Source organism: Haloferula sp. BvORR071 (assembly GCF_000739615.1).
Lineage (GTDB): Bacteria > Verrucomicrobiota > Verrucomicrobiia > Verrucomicrobiales > Akkermansiaceae > Haloferula.
The window spans coordinates 82685-104409 of sequence record NZ_BATP01000027.1; the positions used below are offsets into that span (position 1 = coordinate 82685).

The following is a 21725-nucleotide window of genomic DNA, read 5'->3' on the forward strand; positions in this document are numbered from 1 at the left end:
CACTTCTTACGGACTAGGGCAATCCGACTTTCCACGAACTTTCCTGAGCGAAAATCAGGCTTCCGCGGGCTCCCGGGCCTCCAAGCCCTCCCGGATCAGAGGCAGGATCCCGTCCAAGGATTCCGCCACGCCGAAGGATCCGGGCTCGCAGAGATCCCCCAGCAGGCCGATCAGAGGGTCCCAGAAACGCACTCCGTCGGCATTCTCCCGGTTGAAGAGGATCACCGGCTTGCCCACCATGAGGGGATTCCCCTGATGCTTGAAGATCATGAGCGCCAACAACTCCTGCACGGTGCCAGCACCGCCGGGGAAGATCACGAAGGCGTCCGAATTCTCGATCATCACCTCCATCCGGGTGTAGATGTCCGGCCGCAGCCAGAAACTCGAAAGACCATCCGGAAGTCCTTCCAGTTCAATGATGTGAGGCACATTCGAGCCCGCGGTCCAGCCGCCGGCCCCGACCGAGCCCTCCACCACCGCACCCATGATTCCGGAGCGACCGGCTCCGGACACGCAGCCCAGCCGGTTCTCCGCAAGGGTCCGCCCCAGCGCCCGGCCATCAGCCAGATAGCCAGGATCCTCGAGGGTGGCGGAGCAAAAGACACAGACATTGCCGATGTAGTCGGCTGGCACCGGGTCCTCGAAGGAACCCGCCTTGTTCTCGCCGATCTTCTCCCGGCCGGCGTCGGGCAGGCCCTTCATGCGGACCAGATCGAGGGTCTCGATCACGTCCTCCGGGCTCTCGGCTGCCAGCAGGAAGTCGCGGTGATCCTGCTTGATGGTGCCCATCTTGTTCAGGTGGTCGAGCACCGCGAAGAAGGGATTCCAAGAGGCGTCGGTGTTCAGGATCACCGTCGGCTTGCCCGCCAGATTGCGGTCCAAGGTCTGGTAGCCGACGAAGATCGAGATCGCCTTGAACATGTCTTCCAGCGTCGCGCCGGGCGTGAAGACAAAGGACTCCGCCTCGATGATCTTGCGCTCGATGTTGGAGAGGGTGATCCGCTGGTCGCCGTTTGAATTGTAGATGTCCCAGCCCTTGCTGAAGAGCAGGTATAGAAGGCGTGCGCGGGCTTCCCGTCCCGGGTCATCGGTCCCCAGAACGGTTCCAGAAAGTCGTACTTTAGGCATGAGATTCGCTGATGCAGGGTGATTCAGCAGACGCCGTGCCGGGGCAGCCGGGCGGCGGGGCAGACCAGATCATAGCGCACATGGACCCCTTTCTTCAAGCCGCGATCGCGGAGGCATCTACGGGATTTGCCGAAGGTGGCATCCCGATCGGCAGTGTCTTGGTCCGCCAGGGAATCATCCTCGGCCGCGGTCACAACCGCCGCATGCAACAAGGCAACCCGGTCCTCCACGGTGAGATGGATGCCCTCCAGAATGCCGGGCGTCTGCCCGCGCACATCTATCGGGAGTGCACCCTCTACACCACCCTCTCCCCCTGCCCGATGTGCTCTGGTGCGATCCTGCTCTACGGGATTCCCAAGGTGGTGATCGGCGAGAACCTGACCTTCCTGGGCGAGGAAGAGCTCCTCAAGAGCCGCGGCGTGCAGCTCGAGGTGGTACAGAGCAAGGAGTGCATCGACCTGATGAAGAAGTTCATCGAGGCGTATCCGAGCGTGTGGAATGAGGATATCGGTGAGACTTGAAGGTAGCACTTTGCCGTCTCTTCCGCTTTGAAATTTCAGATCTGAGATTCCAAGACTCACAGCTGCGGCCCTTGTTCTCCCTTGGCATCGTCCAAGGGCCCATTCTTCCGCTCATACTCCCGCCGTAGCGGATGATCGGGCGAAAATCTCGACATCATGGCGCGCTCCATTTCCTCGAAGGTCTTGCGCCTGACCTCTGCGTCCTTCCTCTTCCGATAATCCTCGCGGGAGCGACTGTTGAGATGCCGCTGGCCCTTGATTTCCGAGTTCTGGAGTGAGTCCGCCCACGCCCGGAGCTGCCGCGAGCAATTCTCCGCAAGCGATTTCAAATTTGAAATTTGAGATTTGAAATCCACAAGGGCGGGCCGCCGTTCGAAGTAAGCGAGCATTGAGCGAGTCTCTCCCGCTGAGCCACGTGCGATGTAGAGAAACGCCAGCAGTTCACTCGTCGAACCGCGCTCGAATCCCTCCGCGATATTGTTCGATACGGATAGAGAGCAGCGATCAAGCTGATCGCGCTTCGACCAAGTGATCCTATCCCTCGCTAACACCAGGAAGTCCTCACAACCCTCCGCAAGCTTGATCGCTGTCTGCCAAACCGGCAGGTCTTCAAAGCGATCATAGGAGGCCATGTAGAGATTCCGGGCGATCCTCTAGCGGATTTCAAATCTGAAATTTCAAATCTCAAATTTGAAATTGGGATTCCTTCCTTCTCGCCTCCTCCACATATCTCCTGACAAACCCAGCCCCTTGTGACTTTCTCACGGGGTAGGTAAATAAGTGACATGCGGACCACCCTCCTTGCCATCTCCCTGATCTCCCTCGGGGCCACCTCCGGCTATGGAATCAAGCGCGCTCTCGCGCCAGGGTGGTCACCATCGGCTACCACACCCGCTCCGAAACAAGATTCCCCCGCCCCCACCGCAGCGCCGCCTAATACCCACCAGTGGCAAATCCCCGAAAACCGCCCCCCCTCGGAGATCGCCGTCCTGCCACCGGGTGCGATGCGCACCGCCGAGACCGTTCTCTGGCTCCCTAACGCAACACCCGAAGAACTCCGCGCCTTCTGGCGACAGCTCGTCTCCAGTAAATCCAACGACAACCGCCTCAAGAACCTTCTGCTCGACCGCTGGATGCGCATCGCGCCAGACGATGCCCTCAAGGAGACCGCCGGGACTGAAGACGAATATCTGCCATGGGTCGCATGGGGAAAAATCGACCCTGAACTCGGCGTGCGGGAAGCGAAGGCCCGCAAGTCCGGTTACTTGTGGCGGGTCTTGCAAGGGGCGGGCTGGGCGCAGCCGGAGTTGGCGAAGAAGCTCCTCGCCGAGAATCCGGGCTACGACTACCCGGCGGTCACCGGCGCCATCGGGGAAGGCTTCCAAAATGTCGATTGGCAAACCTCCTTGGAGTATCAATTCGACAGCGGCCAACTCGCCAAGTGGGCCCGATACGAACCAGCGCGGGCCTTCGAGTGGGCCTTGGAGAACACCTCCCGAATGGGCAGCTACTCATCCCCATGGAAAGGACTGGTCGAGGAGATGCTGGATCAGGAGCCCGCGAAACTGGATGCGGCCATTGCGGAGCTTCCAGCAGGCAAGCTGAGGAGCGAGATCACCGTGGAGAAAGCCCGCGCGCTCGCCGCCAGCGATCCTGCCGCAGTCATGGCCATGGCAGATGCCGCGGAGCCGGGCGGACCGCGTAACCGCTTGCTCGCAATCGCAGGGCCGGCACTGCTCGAGAGCGATCCTGCCAAATCGCTGGCGCTGCTCCGGGAGTTCGCCGGGAGCGGCTTCACCGTCGTGCCTGTGATCTATCCGAATGGCAGCAGCAGCAACGGTTCCTCCTCTTACAACACGCTTCAGTCTTGGGTGCTGCCGCTACTCAAACAGGACCCCGCCGGGGTGATCGATGTCCTGCCGCGCGAGACGCAGGAGCAGGCCATGCAAAGCTGGAGAAGCAGTGACCGCGATGGCTTCGTGCAATGGGTCTCCACGCTCTCGGATGAAGCGGCGAGGGATGGGCACTACTCGAAGTTGGCACAGGACTACCGCATGGGCTCGCCCACCAAGGAGAGCTTCTCCCAAGCCATGGAATGGACTGCCAAGATCTCCAATCAAGACACTCGCACCGGAGCCGCCCAGGATCTGATGCAAGCATGGTATTCCCTGTATCGCGAGCAGACGACGCAGTACTTCGGCCCGGATGGTCCGGCGGCGGCTGATCAAAAGGCCGAGTTCCAGAGGTTCATCGAATCGAAAGGAGGGCGGCAGTGAAGAGCCTGCATGCCGTATTCCTGGTGGCAGCGGGTGTCGCGCTGGGCACCGCATTTCCCGTCCCGAGACCGAAGCCGGTTGATGCACCGGGACCTGCTGGAGGGAAATCTGCGAAGACTTTCCGCGCTGCTTCGCGCATTCCCGATTCCATCCGCCGCGAGATCAACTCCATCCGCGCTATCAAGGATCGCGAGGGACGGATGCGCGAAACCATGCGCCTGGCCTCCACGCTGCCCATCGCGGATCTACAGCGCTGGTATGAGGGCAACTATCTGGAGTTCCTCGATAGCGACACCGAAGGCCTCTTCTACATGATCGTGGAGGAACGCTGGATGGCAGCGGATCCCGCCACCTTCGCCCGCTACAAGATCGACTCCAAGCAAAGCAACCCCGACCCAGCCCTGGCTGCATGGCTCAAGGCGGACGAAGCCGCGGCGATGACCTACATCAACTCGCTTGATCCGGCCCACCGCCAGAATCTCGCTCTATCCTTGACCCGCGTCATCTCAAAGACCGATCTACCGCGGGCGCTGGAGTTGCTCGACGAAGTGCTTGCTTCGAAATCTTCCGACACTTACCGCGCTCGCGAGCTCCTCGGTTCCTTCGCGACGCAAGATCGCGAGGCGGTGCTCGCCCACATCAAGGATTGGAAGGGCAGCGACCGCGAGTGGGCAGTGAAGGCCGTGGGAAACGCATGGCTGGAAAAAGACTTCGCTTGGACGGTTGGCTTCCTCCAGGCCGAGGGCAAAGGTGCGGGCACCATTAAGGATCTTTTCAATCAGGATGGCTGGGGCAAACCGGCCAAGTTGCTCACCGCCAACGCCAGCTCCCTGCCGGACGGATGGATGGATGAATTGGCTGCCTCCGGCTCCCTGGACATCGGCTGTGGCGATGAGTGGATGGCCATGCGCGGTCCCGTGCCCGGCATCTCGGCCGAGGCACTGGCGAAGATCCAACTCGACGCCGCCGCGGGAGGCTTCTGGGACAATGAAAAGCTCGAGTCCGGCAAACGCTTCGTTGAAGAAGGCGACTGGCTACCTCTCGCCACGCGAGCCAAGCTTGCCGCTGCAATCCTGAATACTTGGCGCGATGGGCTGCCAGCAGCGGAAGCATGGGTGGCTTCTCTTGATGAAGAGGTGAGAGGCGAGGCCGAGGCCAAGCTGGCGGAGATGCGCAAGAAGAAGACGAACGCCGATATCAAGCCTCTCGTGGATAGGCCCGGTGAATTCATCAAGGCACTCACCGCCGATTCGGCGCGGAATCTTAGCGATGGCCTGGCCGCGTGGTCAGCACCTCAGGTGGCTGAGGCCGTCGCCGCGGCCAAGACGCTGGATTCCGCCCGCGCCGCCGAAATCCTGGAAAAAGGCTCTCCCGACTACTTGAGGCTGCCACCCGCGGTGAAGGCGAGCTTGGCGCAGGCGGCCGGTGAAGATTGGTCGGGACCGCAGGCAATGAAAGGCTACTGCCAGATCGTCAGCCAATGGGCCGAACAGGATCCCGCCGCCGCTGCCAAATGGGTCGAGGCCCTGCCGGCGGGCGAGCAGCGCGACTGGGCGGCGAAGAACGTCGTGCTACGATGGTCATCGTACTCACCCGCCGCGGCGAAGGCATGGGAGGCGAAACTTGCGCCAAGTCACTGACATGAGAATGTGAAACGGTTTCCGTGGAACGGAGCTTATTCACATTCAGTGCAAATTCTTCAGCTCGTGCTTGGAATCCTGGTGCGATTGCGCTGACTCTGACACGCCATGCATACTCCGGGGGAACTACTGGACAATGCCCGCCTCGAGAATTGGCTCGGGCATTCACGTTGGCCAGGCTCACTGGCCTTTGCCACCACCTGTAGCTGCGATGTCTCGCGGCTCGGGATCGAGATCCGCGACCGGCTGAACGCGAAGCGCATCGCGAACACCGGCGAAGCCATCGCCTTCGATCGCGAAGCCATCCGCCGCCTGGCTGGCAACCCGATCTGGCGCTCAAGAATTTTGGCCGCTTCCGGTGCCGCAGCCTCCTCGGCCTGCGACTTTGAGAGAATCATTCGCAGTGCCGCCTCCCTGGGAGGCGCGGTGCTGGCCGGCCAATCCTGCCTCGAAGCCACCCGCGACCTCAGCGGTGTCTTCCGCGTGCTGGTCTCGAATTGCGGCGACTGCCGTTCCGATGAGCCGGCAATGCACCTTGATCCCGACCGCTTCAGCACAGATAGCCTCGTCCACGTGATCGCTGACAGCTTCGTGGACTGGTGCCTGGGCCGGATGCCTGAACCGGCGAGCAAGGTACTACGACCGAAGGAATTTGCGCGGGTTTCGATGGTCCCCGTCAGTGCCTGATCAGGGCACAGGCGATGGGGCCTTCGGGTCCGGCAAAATCTCCGCCAACTCGAAGTCGATGATGCAGAAGCGACCCGCCCGCGTGTCGTAGGTGATGTTGCGCGGCTCGGAATCGAGATGACGCACGCCGTAGTCGCGCTCCAGTTCCGCGAACAACTGGTCCGCACGCTCCTTGCTGATGGTGTCCGCCAGCTTACCCACACCTGTGGAGACGAAGTAGAGTTCCTCCGGATGCTCCTCCAGCAAGCGGGGCACGTAGGGGCAGCCGCGCTCTTCAAGCACCTTCAGCACCTCCACTTCATTGGCATAGCGCTTGTCCGCATCCGTGCCGCGGAAGCGCTTGTGCACGCGGTTCATCCAATCCAGGCGCACATGGGCGCGGATGCCATCCTTGAGGTCCTTCATAAGCCGAGAATCGCGCGAGCGACCGTAAAGTAGATGACCATCCCGGAGACGTCCACGATTGCCGCGATCGCCGGAGCCGATACCACTGCGGGGTCGAGGTTCGCGGCGCGTGCGCCCAGCGGCAGCAGCGAACCGAGAAAGGTCGCGGAGGTGACCTGGGTGGTCAGCGCCACCGCCACTGTCAGGGCCACCTTCGCGTAGCTCAGTGTCGGCGGCATCGGCATGTGGAAGAGCGGCAGCAGCAGCACCGTGAAAAGCGCCATGCAGGAGCCCAGAAGAGCCCCCAGGAAAAACCCGGTGCGCAGTTCCTTCCATGCCACCCGCCAAGTCGTGCCCGGATCGATCTCACCCAGCGACATCGCGCGGATGACCATGGTCGAGGCTTGGCCGCCGGTATTGCCGCCCGCCGCAACCACCATCGGCAGGAAGAGCGAGAGCAGGAAGACCTGGCTGAGCACCGTGCCATAGTGCATCATCACGTAGCCCGAGAGGATCGACACGAAGGCTAGACCGGTGAGCCAACCCGCACGGCGCCGGAACTGCGTGAGGATGGTGGTGTTCAGATAGGTCTCCTCCGACTGCTCGCCACCGATACCCGCGATCTTCTCGATGTCCTCGGTGCTTTCTTCCTGCATGATCTCCATCGCGTCGTCGTGCGTCACGATGCCGAGCAGGTGGCCGAATTCATCCACCACCGGCAGGGCGATGAGGTCGTATTTGAGCAACATGTTGGCCGCCTCTTCCTGGTCGGCGGTGGCCAGCACGCGCTCCGGGCCGATCTCGCGCATGATATCTCGCAGCGGAGTGTCCCAGGTATTGAAGGCCAGGTCGCGGAAGCGGAGTTTCCCGACCAAGCGGCCCTTGTCATCGACCACGAAGATCCGGCTCAAGGTCTCGGTGGACTCTTGGCCGCGGCGCAGCATCTCGATCGCCTGCTTGACCGTCTGGTTCAGGAAGACCCGCCCGATGCGGGTGGTCATGCGGCCGCCCGCGGTATCGTGGTCGTACTTCAGCAGGGAGCGGGTAAGCTCCTCATCCTCAGGCCCCAGCAGGCCGAGGAAGCGCAGCCGCGCCTCATCGCCCACGTCCTGCAGGATGTCCACGCGGTCGTCGTCCGAGAGTTCGCGGAAGAGCACCTTCAGCTCGGAGGGAGTGAAGGCATCCAGCGCCTCCTCGATCAGCGAGTCCGGTAGCTCCACCAGCATGTCCGCCGCCAGAGCCGGGCCGATGGTCTTGAGAAAGATCGGATGTTTCTCAGGATCAAGCTCTTGGTAGGCCTTCGCAAGGTCCGCGTAGTGGACGTCCTCTGCCAGCGCGCGGACCGCGCTCCGGTCTTCCGCCGCTACTGCCCGGAGCAACTCCTCGAGCGGTAGGGTGGCTTCGTCGTCCGGCATGCGGGAGTTTAGGAGCGAAGCGCCGGGAGCCAAGAGCGGAGAGTGAGAAAAGCCCGTGCGCTCAATGGTTTTGCGACATTTCCGGCACCTACGAAGCTCATCTCCGGGCGGGCGCTTGCGTCTCCCCGCAGCTGCGGAGAGCATCCGCAAGTGAAACGCGTTTGGAGTATGGTCGCGATTTTCGGAATCGCGGTGGCAAATGCCAGTCCCCCTGTGGGGGCAATAAAGGGGTTGCCGGGGGGTGATGTGAGGCTTTTGCCGGGGCTTTTTTACGATGCCCAGCGGCGGGACCTGGACTACCTGCTCCAGCTTGAGCCGGACCGCCTGCTCTCCGGAATGCGGGCGGCGGCGCGCCTGCAACCGAAGGCACCCCTCTACGGCGGCTGGGAGGCGCGCGGCTCGGGGATCGTGGGCCACTACCTGAGCGCCTGTGCCTGGATGTATGCTGCCACCGCCGATGTGAAGGTGAAGGCGAAGATGGACTACATCGTGGCCGAGATGGCGGAGTGCCAAAACGGGCGCAACGAGGGCGGTCTCTATGCGTCGCCATGGGAGGCGGACCATTGGTATGCCGACCTCGGCCAAGGGCGCCTGCGGCTGAGCAACGTGGTGCCGTGGTATGTGGGTCACAAGACCTTGGCAGGCTTGCGCGCGATGCCTGGCTGACCGGAGGCAGCGAGCAAGCGAAGGAAGTGCTGCTGCGCTATGCGGACTGGTGTGTGCAGATCACCTCAAAGCTCACGGACCAGCAGTGGAGTGACCTGACCTCAAAGGAATTCGGCGCGCCGAACGAGGTGCTGGCGGACCTCTACATTGCCACCGGCAAGGCGGAGTATCTGGAGCTGGCCAAGCGCTTCCGCAAGGAGCCGATGGTCGCGGCCCTGGAGAAGAACAATACGGAGATCCTGGGCGGACGGCATGCGAATACGGAGATCCTCCTCTTCGTCGGCTACGAGCGGATCTATGAGGCGACGGGCGAGGAGCGTTGGCACAAGGCGGCGGCGAACTTCTGGGAGGGCGTGCAGCGCCAGCAGACTTTTGCCTTCGGCGGCAACAGCATCTGGGAGGCCTTCGTGAAGTCGGCGGAGTTTGACCGCAAGCTGGTGGACATCTGCGGGCCCGAGACTTGCAACACCTACAATCTGCTCAAGCTCACGCGGCAGCTCCACGAGCTGGAGCCGCAGGCGCGGTATTCGGACTACATGGAGCGCGCGCTGTACAATCACATCCTCACTTCACTAGGGCCGGGGCCAGAGGGCGGCTTCGCCTACTACACGCCGACCCGACCGGGGCACTACAAGCGCTACTCAAAACCATTCGATGCCTTCTGGTGCTGCGTGGGCAGCGGGATGGAGAATCACGGCCGCTATGGGTCATACATCTACTCGGTGTCGGCGGAGCGGCTGATGGTGAATCTGTTTGTTCCTTCGGTAGCGCGCTGGAAGGAGAAGGGCATTGAGCTGCGGCAGACCACGGGCTTTCCGGACGATGGGATTGTCACTCTGACGGTGAAGGCGGAGAAGCCGGTGGAGTTCACGCTGTCGGTTCGATGCCCCGGATGGGCGGATGCATCGAAGGTGCGGCTGCGGGTCAATGGCAAGGAGCTCGACCTCAAGGCGAGTGCTGGGAGCTATCTCGATGTGAAGCAGAGCTGGCAGAACGGCGATGTGCTCCAAGCCTATATTCCTTTGGAGGCGAGGATGGAGAAGTCCTCGGGCAATGGGTATGCGGCGTTCTTCCACGGGCCGATCCTGCTGGCGGCGAAGCTGGGGAACGAGGGACTGGTGAAGGACGACTTCTATGCGGATGGCAGCAAGGACTTCATTCAGCTCGGCCGCAGGGAGATGGATCAGGCGAAAGTGCCTACCGTGGTGCCGGGGGTGGCTCTGCCGGTGAAGGTGAAGGGCAAGGAGACCGCGTATAGCCTGAAGACGAGTACGGGGGAGACGACGCTGGTGCCGTTCTACAAGATCGGGCTGGAGCGCTATTCGATTTATTTCCCGGTTCGATAGAGGGCGATGCGGAATGGTTGCGGGGCGGATGGAATTCCTTTGGGGGAAAGAGGAGATGTTTGGAGGCCGCAGGGGTAGACTTGGGGAGGACCGGTGGTGAGGCGGAAGTCTTTTAGGTGCTACACGGCAGCAGGCTGCCTGCCGGAAAGCGGCAGCGGGCTGCACGCACTCCAAGGCGGCTGCGCCGCGGGAAGAGCTTGGAGCAGCGGGAAATCGCCCTAGCATGGTTTCTCATGAGGCCCGTGCTACTTCTATTTTCGATCGCCTGTGCTGCACACGCGGAGCCGATCGAGGTTGCGGGCTCCGGAAATGTGAAAGGTCCCTTCACGGGCAAGATGCTGGAGACCTTTCTCCGCGGCTCTCCGCCGCCCGTCTTGACCAGCAACCAGCCGAATGTGGGCGCGATCAGCCGCAAGGCGGCGCAGTGGTTCGGCAACTCCGAAGGCATGGGGGTTGGCTTGGAGTCCGACGCGGCTTTGGTCTTCACCTATAGCGCGATGGACCGGGCGTCCGAGGTCAAGCCGAAGCTCACCATGACCGAAGGCCTCTACATTCTCCGCGATCAGCAAGGCCGCATCGATCAGGTGATCTCCGATGTGCTGGTGGCCAAGGTGGAGTATCGGCCCAAAGGCTGGGAAGTGGACATGTGGAACATCGAGGAGACCGAATACGACAGCGCCCGCCCCGGTGCCCGCAAGCCACTGCCGGGTATCGCGCCTTTCTCGGTGACGCGGGTGGACGAGTTATCCTATGATCCCGACAAGGGGGTTCAGGAGACGCTTGGCGTCGCCACTTGGCCCGAAGGAGGCACCGTCGCCACAAAGACCACGCTGCGGGTGAACCCAAACCGCAGCTTGCTGGTGAGGGAAGAATATTCCGGCGCTGAAGCTGTGCCGGAGAAGCTGATCGCGAGAGAGACCTTCCAGCGCATCTACTGGAAGGAGGGGCCGGGTCTCCGGCAATTGATCCAGCGCCAGACAAAGAATGCCGAGGGCGCGCTCGAACCCGAAGAAGATATCGAGGAACTCTGGAAGGTGGATCCCCAAGGGGTCCGGGTCCTGGAGAAAACGATCAACCACTTGTCAGGCCGCTGAGGCTCCCTCCGAGCAGCTTCAGAAGCGGCGGCCATCGGGCATCACCAGCTCGACATCGACCCGCAGCCAATCAGAGGCATTCTTCAAGGAACGGAAGTGGAGAGTCGCCTGACCATCGGGGCCGATGGCCTTCACCGGCAGGTCCACGCTGTTGCCACTTTTGACCGTGAAGGGCAAGAAGCGGTCCGGTTCGCGGCAGGTCACACGAATCACCGCGTCAGCGGGAGCATCGTCCACCACGAGATGCAAGGCACGACCGAGGGCGGTCTGCCCTTGCCGCCCGCCCCAATAGACTTCGTCGGCGTATTGGATCTTGAAAGCCTGGAGCGGCAGGGAAACGGCGCTGGCACCGCCGCCCTTGGCCCGCAGTGGCAAAGCGAAACTGCCCGGCATCAGCGGGACAATGAAAGTCTTGCCCGCACTGTCCTGCTCGATGCGTGCCACCTCGCCGCCATCGATCTCCACGCCTTCCGGCAGAGCACCGACGGGAGTACCTGAGCCTACCCGCGCCAAAACCGGAGCCGGGGACTTATCAGGTGGGTTAGCAGGGCTGGCGCTGCTGGAAGCGAAGAGATTGAAGGGTCGCAGATGGCTCGCGACGAATTCGGTTTGCGAGGCTTTCACCGGATCGATCCGGATGTCGAAGATGCGGGTGAAGGTGGCAACGTAGGCCGGGCGCAGCCTCAGCCGCAGCACGTGCTCGCCTTTGCCAAGCTTGGGGGTGACTTGACTGACCGCTTGCAAAGCAACCGCGTGCCCCCAAGTGCTCACATCCGGCAAGCGCTGGCCATCGATCCAGAACTGGCTAACCTGGCCGATCTCGTGGGTGGAATATTGGGAGACCGGCTGGATCTGGAGACGGAGCAGATGGAAACCTTCTTCCTTCACCTCGAACTTCCACTCCAAGGTACCGCAGCCGCGGAAATTCGACAGTGAGGGCTTGTTGGGATCGGGCATCGGCCCTTCCAGCTTCCTGAAGGACTCATAGGTTCCGGGTTCCGTCCTGGCCCATCCGGGAGTCAGCGCCGTGGCGGAGAAAAGGTCGAGTTTGACAGGCTCGCCGAGTGGAGCTTCGCCATTCAGGGGATCGGTGCCGAGGGTCACGATCTCATCGCCATCGCTCACACCATCACCATCGGTATCGGCTTTGAGCGGATCGGTTTTCGCCAGGTATTCCGCGGCATTGTCGGCACCATCGAAATCCGGATCACCACTGGCGAAGTGCGCGAACTTCTGGCCATCCACGGCAAGCTGCTTCTCGCGTTCCCAAGCATCGGGCAGATCGTCCTGATCCGCATCGGGGAAAGGTGAGACATAAGACTTCAGCGCCGACATGGGCACCGGTTCACGCACGCCGTCCGGACGGGTCCACTCCAGATTCAAGAAGTAGGGCCCGGCGTATTGATAGAGGACGAGCTCAAGGAAACAGGGGGCATCGTGTTCCAAGATCACGGGCCCGCTCGATGGATAGGCTCCTGGTGGAATACGGGCGGGATCGATCCGCTCGCGGACATCTCCGCCCCGCAGGATCTGCCGTTTGTTCAGAAGGTCTCCGTCCGGCGCGAGATCCAAGCTGACGACGCCTTGGCCCGAGAGATGGAAGCGGTAGGTGCCACTGGCAGGCGGGATCAGCAGGGCCCGCGTGCGCTGGAAGCCGGGCAAGGCAAAGGGTGTCACGGCAATCGTCCGCTCGATCCGCCTTTGCGGGGCTGGCAGGGGCAGACGCTGTACGCCGAAGCGGAATTGCTGTTCCAGGCCGGTATCGCCGCGGCTTGGCCAGATCTCGGTCCGGACCGCGCCCGCCAGTGAATCGCCTTGGCGCGGATCAGTCCCGGCGAGGAATTCCTCGCGGTTGGAAATGCCGTCGCCATCGGGATCACCATCGGCACCTTGCAAGGGATCCTTGCCTATCTCCAAGCCCTTCGCGCGTTCCCAATCGTCCGGCAATTCGTCGTCGTCCGCATCGTTCGCGGGCACTTCGTATTTCCGCAGCAGCAGCGAACCATCCGCGGCCTTCAATGGAATGCGTGCGAACTTCGCGGAGCCCGGTGCCAGCCAGCCGACCTCAAAGCGGCCCTTGCCGCCTTGGTTGAAGCACCAGGCTTCCACGTAGCACTGCTGGCCCTTCTTCAGGGAAATGGGCTCACCGATACGATGGCTCTTCGAAGGGTTCCAATCGTCCGGGCCCGTGTAGGAGCTCAGGTCCGAGACCCTGCGCTTCCCTACCGGCAGCGCGTCGGTCGCGAGGTAGAGTTCCGCGAGATCATCACCCGCGATTGCGAAACGGTAGTCGCCATCCGCCGGAATCGTCAGCACGCCGCGCACCCGGATCAGGGTGTCGATGGTGGCGATCTCGGGCCAAGCCAGATCATTGCCTGCGAAGGGCAACTTGTCCGGAGCCAGGTCACGCGCTCCGGCTCTGGCCGCCTCGAGCGAGCCGAGGTGGGGCTTCACGCTCCAGCGCTCCATCTCTGGTGCGACCTGCGCGCGAGCGCTTGCTACCGCGGCGAGGCATGCGGCAAAAATGGCGGCATTCCGGGTCAGATCCACCACCCAGAGCTACCGGCGCGGGCGAACTTGGCAAGGAGTTGTTTCCGGGATAAGGGTGGGTCATGTGGTTCCGCGCGGCCCGAGTTCTGGCGCTGGCTGCCGCTACCCTCGGGGAAGCGGCAGCGGGCGAACTGGAGACATTGGTCGAAGGGCTGGCGAACGAGGATTTCAAGACCCGGGAAGAGAGCACCACAGAATTGGTCCGCCGCGGTCAGGCTGAGCCCGGAATAGTGAGGCCACTGGTGCTCCATCATTATTTCAAGAACCCCGATCCGGAGATCCGCCTGCGCTGCGAGACCATCTTGCGTGAACTGGCAACGGAGAGCTACGGCTTCCTGGGGGTGCAGTACCGCGCGCGTGAGTACTTCGACGAGGACGGCAAGACGCGCCAAGGCATCGAGCTCCTGATGGTGCTGGAGGGCAAGGCCGCCAACCTCGCCGGGTTGAAGGTGGGCGACATCTTGATGGAGGTGGATGGCAAGACGCTCGATGGCGAGGATCCGGCGGCGGTCTTCGGTCGCACGGTCCGGCTGCTTGGGCCCGGTCGCAAGACGACGGTGAAGATCGACCGCACGGGGGAAGTCCTGGTGCTTCCCGTGGTCACCGGGGCCGCGCCGAAGGAGGTGGTGACCATGGATCCGGATGCGGGCTTCCGCGAGTGGCTGGAGGCGCAGAAGGCGGAGCAGGAGAATCAGGCGCGGTAGGTCTTCCATAGCTGCTCCCAGCGGGCAGCGATGGCGGCGGCGTAGGGAGTCGGGCGGATGCCGTAGTTCCCAAGGCAGCAGAAGTCATTCACTTCGATGAGAACGTTTTTCCCGTCATCTAACACACCGACATCCAGACCATAGGCGACGGGAGCATCTTCAAATTTCTCCACCATGGAGTTGATGACGGCGGGATCCGGGAAGACGGCCCAGTCGCCCTTGTAGAAGTTGACAGCGAGGACCTCGCGGTGGAGGACGTAGCAGCGGTACTCCGCGAGGATTTTCAAAGGGCGGGTGACATAGACCGGACGATCCGGAGGAACGGCCTGCAAGGCGAGATCCGAGGACAGGGAGCCATCCTTGATCTTCGGGGTGAAGAGCTTGTGGTCAGGTTCGAGCGGTTTGAAGAACTCACCATCGCGGATGTCCTTGGCGGCGCGCACTTCGATCTCGCGATGGAGGAAGGCCTGAAGCGAGTCCGGGTAGTGAGGGATGCTCACGTAGTCGGGAAAGAAGTGTTTGATGCAGGAAGTGCCACCAAAGACGGGCGTTTCTTCCGTGACCTTGAGCTCCGGAAGCTGGGGCAATTGGAACTTCTCCACGTAGTATCCCAACCGGTAGAAACCGAGGGATGCGGCGTGGTAGTTGATTGCGTTTTCTTGGACCTGCTCCGCGTCCAGGATATAGGCTTCCATGCGGGATGCCTATGTGAAGGCGGGAGCGACGGGAAGCCTCGCTTTCGAATTCTGCATCCGGAGATGGGAATCCGGCATTCGGTATGCTTGAATGGGTGAGCCGCTCATGTCCATCGCCCTCGATCCCATCCTGCTCAATGATTACCTGGACCTGCTGCGGAACCTGGTCCGGGAGCCGGCAGTGACGGGCGCGGAGGATTCCTTCTTCCGGGTGCTGATGCGGGAGCTAGGAGAGCTGGATCTGGAGCTTACCTACTACCAAGGCCTGTTAGTGGCACAGGGAAAGGATCCGCAGAGCTTGATGCTATCCGCGCATATCGATCGCAATGGGCTGGTGTGCACGGGGCCGAACGAGTTCCAGTATTCCGCCTTCCTGGCGGCGAACCGCAGTGAGCAGACGGGCGACTCGGTATCCGAGCAGATGCTGGGGATGATCCAGGACCGCTTCGGCGGGCAGCGGGTGCAGGCGCACTTTCCCTATGCGGGGACCTATCTGGGACAGGGCACGATCACGCGCTCCTACGTTTGCCCGTATCGCAACAACCTGATTTTCGAGATCGAGGGTCTGGGCTTCCTGCAACCAGGGACGCCGGTGTCCTTCCTGGACCGGCTGAACGTGCAGAATGGCTGCGTGTCCGCGCAACTCGATAATGTGGTCTCGGTGGCGATGCTGGTGTTTCTGTTCCGCCACGGCTTCCAAGGCACGGCGCTCTTCACCGCGCAGGAGGAGGCGGGGCGAAGCTGGCGCTATGCGCATGCGTGGTTCCTGCGCGAACAGATCCGCACGCAGCGGCTGCTGGTGCTGGATACGAGCCCCTACCCCACGCGCGAGGCCGCGGAGGCGCAGCATCTGGTGCTGCGGCGGAAGGATGCCACGGCGGCCTTCGCGCCGGAGATCACGGCGGAACTGGGCGAGCGCTGTGCGGCGCTGGGGCTCACGAGCACCTACAAGGATGCGTATGTGGATGCGCTGAACGAGACGCGGGTCAAGAAGCTGTCCTTAGGGCGGACTGAGCTGGGACGCTTGATCGCGGCGAGTAATGGGGAGATCAGCGGGACGACCTTGCAGATCCCGACGACCGGGTATCACACAGCCAGTGAGACGGCGGCGCTCGATTCGATCCGGGCGGCGCTGCTACTATTGATGTCGTACGTGGAGGGCGGGCCTGCTGAACCTTGAGGCAAAAGCTATTCGCCCTTGCTCCAATCCAGCTTCATTTCGAGGACGGCCCCTTGCTCCCCGGCCATGTTTGAATCCGATGAGAAGTAGAAGCTCACCTTTGGGACTTGGCTCTGGTATTCGTTCTGAAAATTGCCCGTGTTCTTCCACAGTTCGTTGGAGATCCAAGTATCGAGCTTGGGATCGACAATGCCCAGAACCTTGAGTGCGGCCGCGCCCTGCTTGACGAGAGTGGCCACTTCACCGTTTGCCCTCAAGGACATCGTCGAGACGTGCGAGGTATCGGTGATCGGCAGCTTGGGTGGGTAATACCTCCCGGTGTCCGCCTGTTCGGAGGGCGGGAACTTGCATTGGATCGACTTCCAGGAGATCGCATCGCACTGCCGGTCGGCCTGCCGGATGGCGAGGGAGGCGGGCTCCGCCGACAGCTCCAGGGTGGTGGATTCGCTGTTGTAGTAGCCGGGCTGCGGCTGTCCTGGCTGCGGCACCCCGGGCTGCCGGTTCCGTCCGTTGCGGACCAAGCTGCCCATCCAATTGGGGACCGGGAACTTGAGCGCAGCTTTTGAAAGCTCGCCGAAGGTGGGAGGATGGGAGAGATCGAGAGCAGGAGCAGGATCCTGGGCTGAGGCGGAAGCGGCGGCGGCAAGTGTCGCCAGGCCGGCAAGAAGGGAGATGAGCTTTTTCATGCGAAGGATAGAACGTGCGGGAGGCAGAGATATTCGAATGAAATCTCAAATTTACCGACGCCAAGCGCACCCCTTCCTCACCGCTCCTGCGCCACGATTTCTCCGATATCGTGCAGGATAAAACCCAGCGAGAGCCCCGGGCTTCGAGCCGCATTCGTTTGGCAAAGACAAAACCATCTAATCCCACCCGGCCGTGGATGTGAAAGCAATGGTGGCGTCCTTGATCAAGATGAGAGCCAATTCCTCGACCGTGTTCCAGCCGCTGGCAGGCCAACCGTAGTTTTTCTGGGTGAGAATAAAACCCGGTAAAGGTCGAGCGTGGTACGGGCATTCCCCTCTTCAATATCGAAAAGGACATTCAAGGGATAGGGGCCGCCAAGGCCCATGCACTGGTTCTGGAAGTGATGAGCGAGCAGCCCCTCGAAGATCACGTCGGTGAATTCGTGGGGCTCGGTATGGGGGAAGACCGTCCGCAGGGCGATCACTCCCGAGTCATGATCCACCTGATGCGCGTAGATCCAGTTGTCGTGAAGACTGATCTCCATTTCATTCGAGCGCTAGGATCCCGGCGCGTCGGTTGGGCGGCTCGGCGGGGCGAAGATGGGCTTGGGCAGGGGGCCGGTGCCGGCATCGCCATTCGCCTGCTGGTCGAGGATGGCGTGGGCGACGGCGGCGGCCATGCGGTCGCGGTAGGCGGGGTCGCCGCAGAGCTTGGCCTCGCTGGCATTGCTGAGGTAGCCGATCTCGACGAGCACGCAGGGGACGTCCGGATTGCGGGTCAGGCGCAGGCGGCGGCGGACCATGCCGCGGTTGCCGGATTCGGCGGGCGAGACGCTGGCGACATTGCGCTGGATGCGGGTGGCGAGGCCATGGCTATCGACGCGCCAGTAGTAGGTCTCCGGGCCGCGAACGGCGGAGCCGCTGGAATTGTAGTGGATGCTGACTAGGATGGTGCCGTCCTTGCCGCTGGCGCGGGCGGCGCGGACATCGAGGTCGATGAACTCATCGCTGCTGCGCATGAGCACGGTGCGGACCTTGCCGCCGAGCTGGCGTTGCAAGCGCTTCGCGGTATCGAGCGCGAGATCCTTTTCGCGCAGGCCATTGTGAACCGCGCCGGAATCCTTGCCGCCATGGCCGGCATCGATGATCACGGTGCTGAAGCCCTTGGGACCAGGGCGGTGGCCCCATTGGTCGTGGCTCAAATTATTGCCGGAGCCGGAGCTGATAGAGGGGCCTGAACCGGAACCAGAGCCAGCACAGGAAGCGAAGACGAGGGCGGCGGCCGCGGCAGTTAGAAGGCGGAGGGTCATGGCTGGCGGGATCATCGGCCAATCCCGGCGCATGGCCACGGAAATATGCGCGGGGTTCCCCGCTGGTCAGCGGTTGCCTGGGCTGGTCTTGAGGTAGGTCTCCACTTCCTTGCGCTCGGCGGTGGGGAGCGAGGAGACCCAGCGATTGGCGGCGGCGGGCTCGTAGTCCGCCCAGCGGGTCGCGAGATTCTTGGCGGCCCAGAGGCGTTCGTCACCGGCGGGCAATCCACTCACCCACTTACTGGCGGCTGCGGGGTCTTCGTCCGCCCAGTTAGCAGCCAGGGACGAGACTTGGCTCATGATCTGGCGGCCGCCTCCGCGCGAGGGGTTCTGGCCTTCGGCTGGAGGCGCGGGATTCTCCAGGAGATACTGGAGGCTCTGGGCTTGGAAGCTGGTGGGGAAGCCACCGTAGCGGCCTTCCGCCACATTCTTTGCGACCAAGGCTTTTTGCTCACCGGGGAGGGCGGAGAATTCCTTGCCGAGGGTTGCCAATTGCTCAGGTCCCCAGGTCCCGGCGGCCCTCACTTCGTTCCATGAGCGGGAGGAATCCGGACTGGCGAGTGACTCCAGCAGGCTGGAGGGAGTGAGGGTCTTGGTCCCCTCTTGTTGGCTACGGGAGTTGATCGACTGCGTGGCGGTCTTGATCTCCTCGGGGTCGCTGAGGCTGGCCAGCAAGGCCTCGCCCTGCTCCTTCGAGAGGTAATATCCCATCGAGCCAAGGGCATTTCGCCGCATGCTCGCATCCCAATCCTCGGTGCGGAGCATTTCGAGAAGACGGTTCACGTCCTTCGAGGCGAGCTGCCTGACGGCCTGCGACTGGAGCTGCATCATGCCGTTCTGCGTGAGACCCATGGAGGAAAGGTCCGACTTGAGCCATTTGAGCGGATCGTCTTCCACCAGGTAGTAGCTGCCGCCGCTGCGGAGCGCCGCCTCTAGCCAACCGGGAGGCAAGGCCTGCAGGTTGCGGCCGAGCTCCTTCATGAAGCTGGAGTCGCGATTGAGGATGCCGGTGAAGAGCTGCTTGCCATTCGGCATGGCACTGAGTTCCGAGAGCCCGGAAACGAAGTCGCGCTTGAGCGAATTCGCAGCGAGACCTTGCGCGGCGGCGGTGCGGAGCGAGTCGGGCCAGTTGGCGGACTGAGCCTTCACAAGATCCGGCGAGGCCTTGGCCAAGTCGCGGACGATCTGGGCGAGGGTGTCGGAGTTGCCGCTGCCAAGCAGGCCATTGAGTTCGGGGATGCGGGAAAGCAGGAGCTGGGGATCGGCCTTGGCCAGCGCCGCACTGATGGACGAAGCCAAGCTGCCGCGCTTGGAGGCATCCTTGATCGTCTTCAGATAATCCAAGGCAGCTCCGGGGTCCTTGCTGGCCCAGTCACGAGCCAAGTCGTAGAGATGGACGCTGTCCTTGTGGAGGCAGAGATCGACCAAGGCCTGCGGATCGGACTCCAGCATGCGGGCGCGGATGGTGCGGTAGAAGAGGTAGCTCTGCATGTCTTGCGAGCCCTCGTCGATCCACTCGGAATCGTACCACTCCAGAAGATTGCCGACCGGCAAGGTCTGCGCGAGATGGATGGTGGCGCGGAGGCGCTCGTCCACGTTCTTGGCGAGACGGAGGCGGTTGAGCTGCGCGGTGACTTCCGGCGGGACAGCGGATTTTGCAGGGCCGCGGCGGGACTTGGCGGACTTGGCCTCCTCTTTTCCGGCAGTGGCAGCGGAAGTGGAAGCACCCGGGTTCGCACGCGCCGCCAGCCAGCCAAGAGGCAGGCCCAGTGCGAAGACCAGGGAGAATGCGAGGGCTGGTTTCATTCCTCGTTACGGGAGTTGCTGGGGAAATTGCGGCGGATATTCTGGCGCTGCTCCTCCGTGAAGGAGGATTTTGCCAGCCACGCCTCGGCGGCGTTCCGGTCGTTGTAGGCCCACGTGGAGAGAGTGTTGCTCAAATAGTTGATCTGCCGGTCACTACCCGAAATGCGCATGCCCCAAGCAGCAGCCTGGGAGTAATCCTGTTTTTCGGTTAGAACCTCAATGGTCTGGGCTGCGCTTCGATCGCGAGCGGCAGTATCGGTCTGGGTTTCCCACCACGATGTGTAGCCATCCAGATCACGCATCGCCCAAGTGCGAGCGACTTGATCGGAGCCAGAGCCACGGCTGCCCGTCGAGAAAGCGCCTTGGCCCGGGTTGTCCTTCTCCGATTGCAGCATGATCTCCATGGTCTGCGCGGGGTCCCAATTCGCCAACTGATTCACTAGTTCACTGACTTGTGGAAGCGCGTAGCCACCGCCGCTGGCACCGTTGGCATAGCGGACCATCTTCATGCGGTAGCTGGCATCCGGGCACTTGCCGAGCAGCTCGCCTAACAGATCGAGCGCCTGCTCCGGATGCTCGCTCACCATTTCACTCGCGACCTGGGCCAGGCGTTGCGCTCCCAGGAGAGGCACATCGATCTTACGGGCTTCGGCGAGGGCTTTGTCCGGATCAGTGGAGACAAGGTGATCGAAGGCGGCGGACTCCAGCTCGCGCTTCATGGCACCCGAGGGCATGCCGTCAGCGAGTTCGGCAAAGGCCTCCGGATGCTCATAGCCGACGGTATCGAAGAAGGCCTTGCGCAGCGACTGGTCCTTGCCGCGGCCGGAGAGCCATTCGAAGGCTTCCTGCGGGTCCTTGCCGGCCCAGCGGATGAAGGTCTTACGCAGGCCGTAGTCGCTGCCATTCGCGTACTTGGTCAGGAAGTCCATGCCGGCCTTCGGGTCCTTCTTGCCGACGAACTCGGCAATCTCCGGTATATCGAGCTTCCGGGCGAGAGTGGGATCCTCCTCCAGCATCTTGAGCGCACGCTTGGGGTAGAAGTTCGAGAGGCTGCGGAGGACGAAGCCACGCATGTTCTCACTATCCACCGCGGCCAGCGCGGCATCCGGATCACTCATGGTCCATGCCCACCATGCGGGGCCTTCCTCATTGTAGCGCTTGGCGGTTTCGATGAGACCGCGCGGGTTCTTCTTCGCCCACTGGGTGAAGATCAGGTCCTTCAGCCACATGTCCGGCTGGCCGCCGGTTTTCTTGTGATAGGCCTCCCAATAGGCGGCCACTTGCTCTTCCGTGGCATCGAGCAGCCAGAGACCAAGGCGGGGATAGAGATCGGGGCCCTCCAGTGCGAGCAGGGTCTCCATGGTATCGGTGGAGACGGGGAGTTCGTCCGGAGTAAGAGTTGGGGACGAGGGAGGGGCAGCGCCGCGCTTGCTGTTAGATCCACCGCCCTCACGTGATGACTTGGCAGGTGCCGCCGCTGCCTCAGTCGCCGCGGGTGGCGACGCCTGACGAGTGAGCCGAGGGATCACGAAGCCGGTGGCGAAACCGAGCGCGCCGCCGAGGGCAAGCCAGAGATGGAGGCGATGGGGGCTCATGAGATATCAGTGGGTAACGGGGCGAGGAGCGTCTTGCAAGCG

Annotated in this window: 20 protein-coding genes; 9 read left to right on the forward strand and 11 right to left on the reverse strand. The window is 62.4% G+C overall.

All coding sequences use genetic code 11. The features are described from left to right. Positions 1-54 precede the first annotated feature (54 nt). The gene (locus BV071_RS14975) at positions 55-1128 is read right to left on the reverse strand and encodes an LOG family protein (RefSeq protein WP_035608659.1); all 1074 of its coding nucleotides are present in this window, start codon (positions 1126-1128) and stop codon (positions 55-57) included. A gap of 80 nt (positions 1129-1208) precedes the next feature. Here BV071_RS14975 and BV071_RS14980 point away from each other — a divergent pair, with 80 nt between their 5' ends. Then, complete coding sequence (locus BV071_RS14980) at positions 1209-1649, forward strand: nucleoside deaminase (RefSeq protein ID WP_035608874.1); 441 nt, start codon at positions 1209-1211, stop codon at positions 1647-1649. Positions 1650-1705: 56 nt separating this feature from the next. Here the strand turns inward: BV071_RS14980 and BV071_RS33000 are convergent, their stop codons facing one another. Next, entirely contained in the window at positions 1706-2281 is a 576-nt protein-coding gene (locus BV071_RS33000) for a four helix bundle protein (protein ID WP_052573382.1), read from the reverse strand. Between the two features lie 153 nt (positions 2282-2434). On the opposite strand from BV071_RS33000, the gene BV071_RS14990 reads away from it, so the two are divergent. The 3 genes from BV071_RS14990 (at position 2435) to BV071_RS15000 (ending at position 6252) form a co-directional block, all read left to right on the forward strand. Next, positions 2435-3925, forward strand: coding sequence for a hypothetical protein (locus BV071_RS14990; protein WP_035608666.1), 1491 nt, complete (start codon positions 2435-2437; stop codon positions 3923-3925). Further along, on the forward strand, positions 3922-5565 hold the full coding sequence (locus BV071_RS14995; RefSeq protein ID WP_035608670.1) for a hypothetical protein: 1644 nt from the start codon (positions 3922-3924) through the stop codon (positions 5563-5565). The genes BV071_RS14990 and BV071_RS14995 overlap by 4 nt, the downstream gene beginning before the upstream one ends. Positions 5566-5673: 108 nt before the next feature. After that, positions 5674-6252 carry a hypothetical protein gene (locus BV071_RS15000; RefSeq protein ID WP_035608672.1) on the forward strand — a complete coding sequence of 193 codons (579 nt, stop codon included), beginning with the start codon at positions 5674-5676 and terminating at the stop codon, positions 6250-6252. On the opposite strand, the gene BV071_RS15005 is transcribed toward BV071_RS15000, so the two are convergent. Then, positions 6253-6657, reverse strand: coding sequence for a hypothetical protein (locus tag BV071_RS15005; RefSeq protein ID WP_035608674.1), 405 nt, complete (start codon positions 6655-6657; stop codon positions 6253-6255). It abuts the gene before it with no gap. Then, positions 6654-8051 carry a magnesium transporter gene (gene mgtE, locus BV071_RS15010; RefSeq protein WP_035608676.1) on the reverse strand — a complete coding sequence of 466 codons (1398 nt, stop codon included), beginning with the start codon at positions 8049-8051 and terminating at the stop codon, positions 6654-6656. The genes BV071_RS15005 and mgtE overlap by 4 nt, the downstream gene beginning before the upstream one ends. Positions 8052-8297: 246 nt before the next feature. Between mgtE and BV071_RS33005 the strand changes: the two genes are divergently transcribed. From BV071_RS33005 to BV071_RS15020, 3 genes are all read left to right on the forward strand, one after another. Beyond that, a complete protein-coding gene (locus tag BV071_RS33005; protein ID WP_265594464.1) occupies positions 8298-8717 on the forward strand; it encodes a beta-L-arabinofuranosidase domain-containing protein in 420 nt (139 codons plus the stop codon). Continuing rightward, positions 8666-10063, forward strand: a complete 1398-nt coding sequence (locus BV071_RS15015) for a beta-L-arabinofuranosidase domain-containing protein (RefSeq protein ID WP_075090924.1) — start codon at positions 8666-8668, stop codon at positions 10061-10063. The genes BV071_RS33005 and BV071_RS15015 overlap by 52 nt, the downstream gene beginning before the upstream one ends. Positions 10064-10305: 242 nt before the next feature. After that, on the forward strand, positions 10306-11157 hold the full coding sequence (locus tag BV071_RS15020) for a hypothetical protein (RefSeq protein ID WP_265594465.1): 852 nt from the start codon (positions 10306-10308) through the stop codon (positions 11155-11157). An 18-nt stretch (positions 11158-11175) separates the two neighbouring features. Here BV071_RS15020 and BV071_RS15025 read toward each other — a convergent pair whose 3' ends face one another. After that, complete coding sequence (locus BV071_RS15025) at positions 11176-13707, reverse strand: hypothetical protein (RefSeq protein WP_265594466.1); 2532 nt, start codon at positions 13705-13707, stop codon at positions 11176-11178. A gap of 62 nt (positions 13708-13769) precedes the next feature. On the opposite strand from BV071_RS15025, the gene BV071_RS15030 reads away from it, so the two are divergent. Further along, entirely contained in the window at positions 13770-14411 is a 642-nt protein-coding gene (locus BV071_RS15030) for a PDZ domain-containing protein (RefSeq protein WP_035608683.1), read from the forward strand. On the opposite strand, the gene BV071_RS33010 is transcribed toward BV071_RS15030, so the two are convergent. Next, positions 14399-15106, reverse strand: a complete 708-nt coding sequence (locus tag BV071_RS33010; protein WP_052573385.1) for an ATP-grasp domain-containing protein — start codon at positions 15104-15106, stop codon at positions 14399-14401. The two genes, BV071_RS15030 and BV071_RS33010, sit on opposite strands and share 13 nt — an antisense overlap. Before the next feature lie 91 nt (positions 15107-15197). Between BV071_RS33010 and BV071_RS15040 the strand changes: the two genes are divergently transcribed. Then, on the forward strand, positions 15198-16286 hold the full coding sequence (locus BV071_RS15040) for a hypothetical protein (RefSeq protein ID WP_265594467.1): 1089 nt from the start codon (positions 15198-15200) through the stop codon (positions 16284-16286). Positions 16287-16294: 8 nt separating this feature from the next. Here the strand turns inward: BV071_RS15040 and BV071_RS15045 are convergent, their stop codons facing one another. The 5 genes from BV071_RS15045 to BV071_RS15065 form a co-directional block, all read right to left on the reverse strand. Beyond that, on the reverse strand, positions 16295-16972 hold the full coding sequence (locus tag BV071_RS15045; protein WP_035608686.1) for a hypothetical protein: 678 nt from the start codon (positions 16970-16972) through the stop codon (positions 16295-16297). Between the two features lie 224 nt (positions 16973-17196). Further along, a complete protein-coding gene (locus BV071_RS15050; RefSeq protein ID WP_035608690.1) occupies positions 17197-17517 on the reverse strand; it encodes a hypothetical protein in 321 nt (106 codons plus the stop codon). A 12-nt stretch (positions 17518-17529) separates the two neighbouring features. Then, complete coding sequence (locus BV071_RS15055; protein ID WP_265594468.1) at positions 17530-18282, reverse strand: N-acetylmuramoyl-L-alanine amidase; 753 nt, start codon at positions 18280-18282, stop codon at positions 17530-17532. Positions 18283-18348: 66 nt separating this feature from the next. Next, positions 18349-20088 (reverse strand): hypothetical protein, encoded by a 1740-nt coding sequence (locus BV071_RS15060; RefSeq protein WP_035608693.1) that lies wholly within the window; start codon positions 20086-20088, stop codon positions 18349-18351. Beyond that, positions 20085-21683: a hypothetical protein gene (locus BV071_RS15065; protein ID WP_265594469.1), complete on the reverse strand. Its 1599-nt coding sequence runs from the start codon at positions 21681-21683 to the stop codon at positions 20085-20087. Before BV071_RS15065 ends, BV071_RS15060 begins: the two co-directional genes overlap by 4 nt. Positions 21684-21725: the final 42 nt, after the last annotated feature.

Excerpts from the sequence above, each read along its gene's own strand:
- BV071_RS14975 (WP_035608659.1), bottom strand. The coding sequence starts at position 1,128 with ATGCCTAAAGTACGACTTTCTGGAACCGTTCTGGGGACCGATGACCCG.
- BV071_RS14980 (WP_035608874.1), top strand. The coding sequence starts at position 1,209 with ATGGACCCCTTTCTTCAAGCCGCGATCGCGGAGGCATCTACGGGATTT.
- BV071_RS33000 (WP_052573382.1), bottom strand. The coding sequence starts at position 2,281 with ATGGCCTCCTATGATCGCTTTGAAGACCTGCCGGTTTGGCAGACAGCG.
- BV071_RS14990 (WP_035608666.1), top strand. The coding sequence starts at position 2,435 with ATGCGGACCACCCTCCTTGCCATCTCCCTGATCTCCCTCGGGGCCACC.
- BV071_RS15000 (WP_035608672.1), top strand. The coding sequence starts at position 5,674 with ATGCATACTCCGGGGGAACTACTGGACAATGCCCGCCTCGAGAATTGG.
- BV071_RS15005 (WP_035608674.1), bottom strand. The coding sequence starts at position 6,657 with ATGAAGGACCTCAAGGATGGCATCCGCGCCCATGTGCGCCTGGATTGG.
- mgtE (WP_035608676.1), bottom strand. The coding sequence starts at position 8,051 with ATGCCGGACGACGAAGCCACCCTACCGCTCGAGGAGTTGCTCCGGGCA.
- BV071_RS15030 (WP_035608683.1), top strand. The coding sequence starts at position 13,770 with ATGTGGTTCCGCGCGGCCCGAGTTCTGGCGCTGGCTGCCGCTACCCTC.
- BV071_RS33010 (WP_052573385.1), bottom strand. The coding sequence starts at position 15,106 with ATGGAAGCCTATATCCTGGACGCGGAGCAGGTCCAAGAAAACGCAATC.
- BV071_RS15040 (WP_265594467.1), top strand. The coding sequence starts at position 15,198 with ATGGGTGAGCCGCTCATGTCCATCGCCCTCGATCCCATCCTGCTCAAT.
- BV071_RS15045 (WP_035608686.1), bottom strand. The coding sequence starts at position 16,972 with ATGAAAAAGCTCATCTCCCTTCTTGCCGGCCTGGCGACACTTGCCGCC.
- BV071_RS15050 (WP_035608690.1), bottom strand. The coding sequence starts at position 17,517 with ATGGAGATCAGTCTTCACGACAACTGGATCTACGCGCATCAGGTGGAT.
- BV071_RS15055 (WP_265594468.1), bottom strand. The coding sequence starts at position 18,282 with ATGACCCTCCGCCTTCTAACTGCCGCGGCCGCCGCCCTCGTCTTCGCT.
- BV071_RS15060 (WP_035608693.1), bottom strand. The coding sequence starts at position 20,088 with ATGAAACCAGCCCTCGCATTCTCCCTGGTCTTCGCACTGGGCCTGCCT.
- BV071_RS15065 (WP_265594469.1), bottom strand. The coding sequence starts at position 21,683 with ATGAGCCCCCATCGCCTCCATCTCTGGCTTGCCCTCGGCGGCGCGCTC.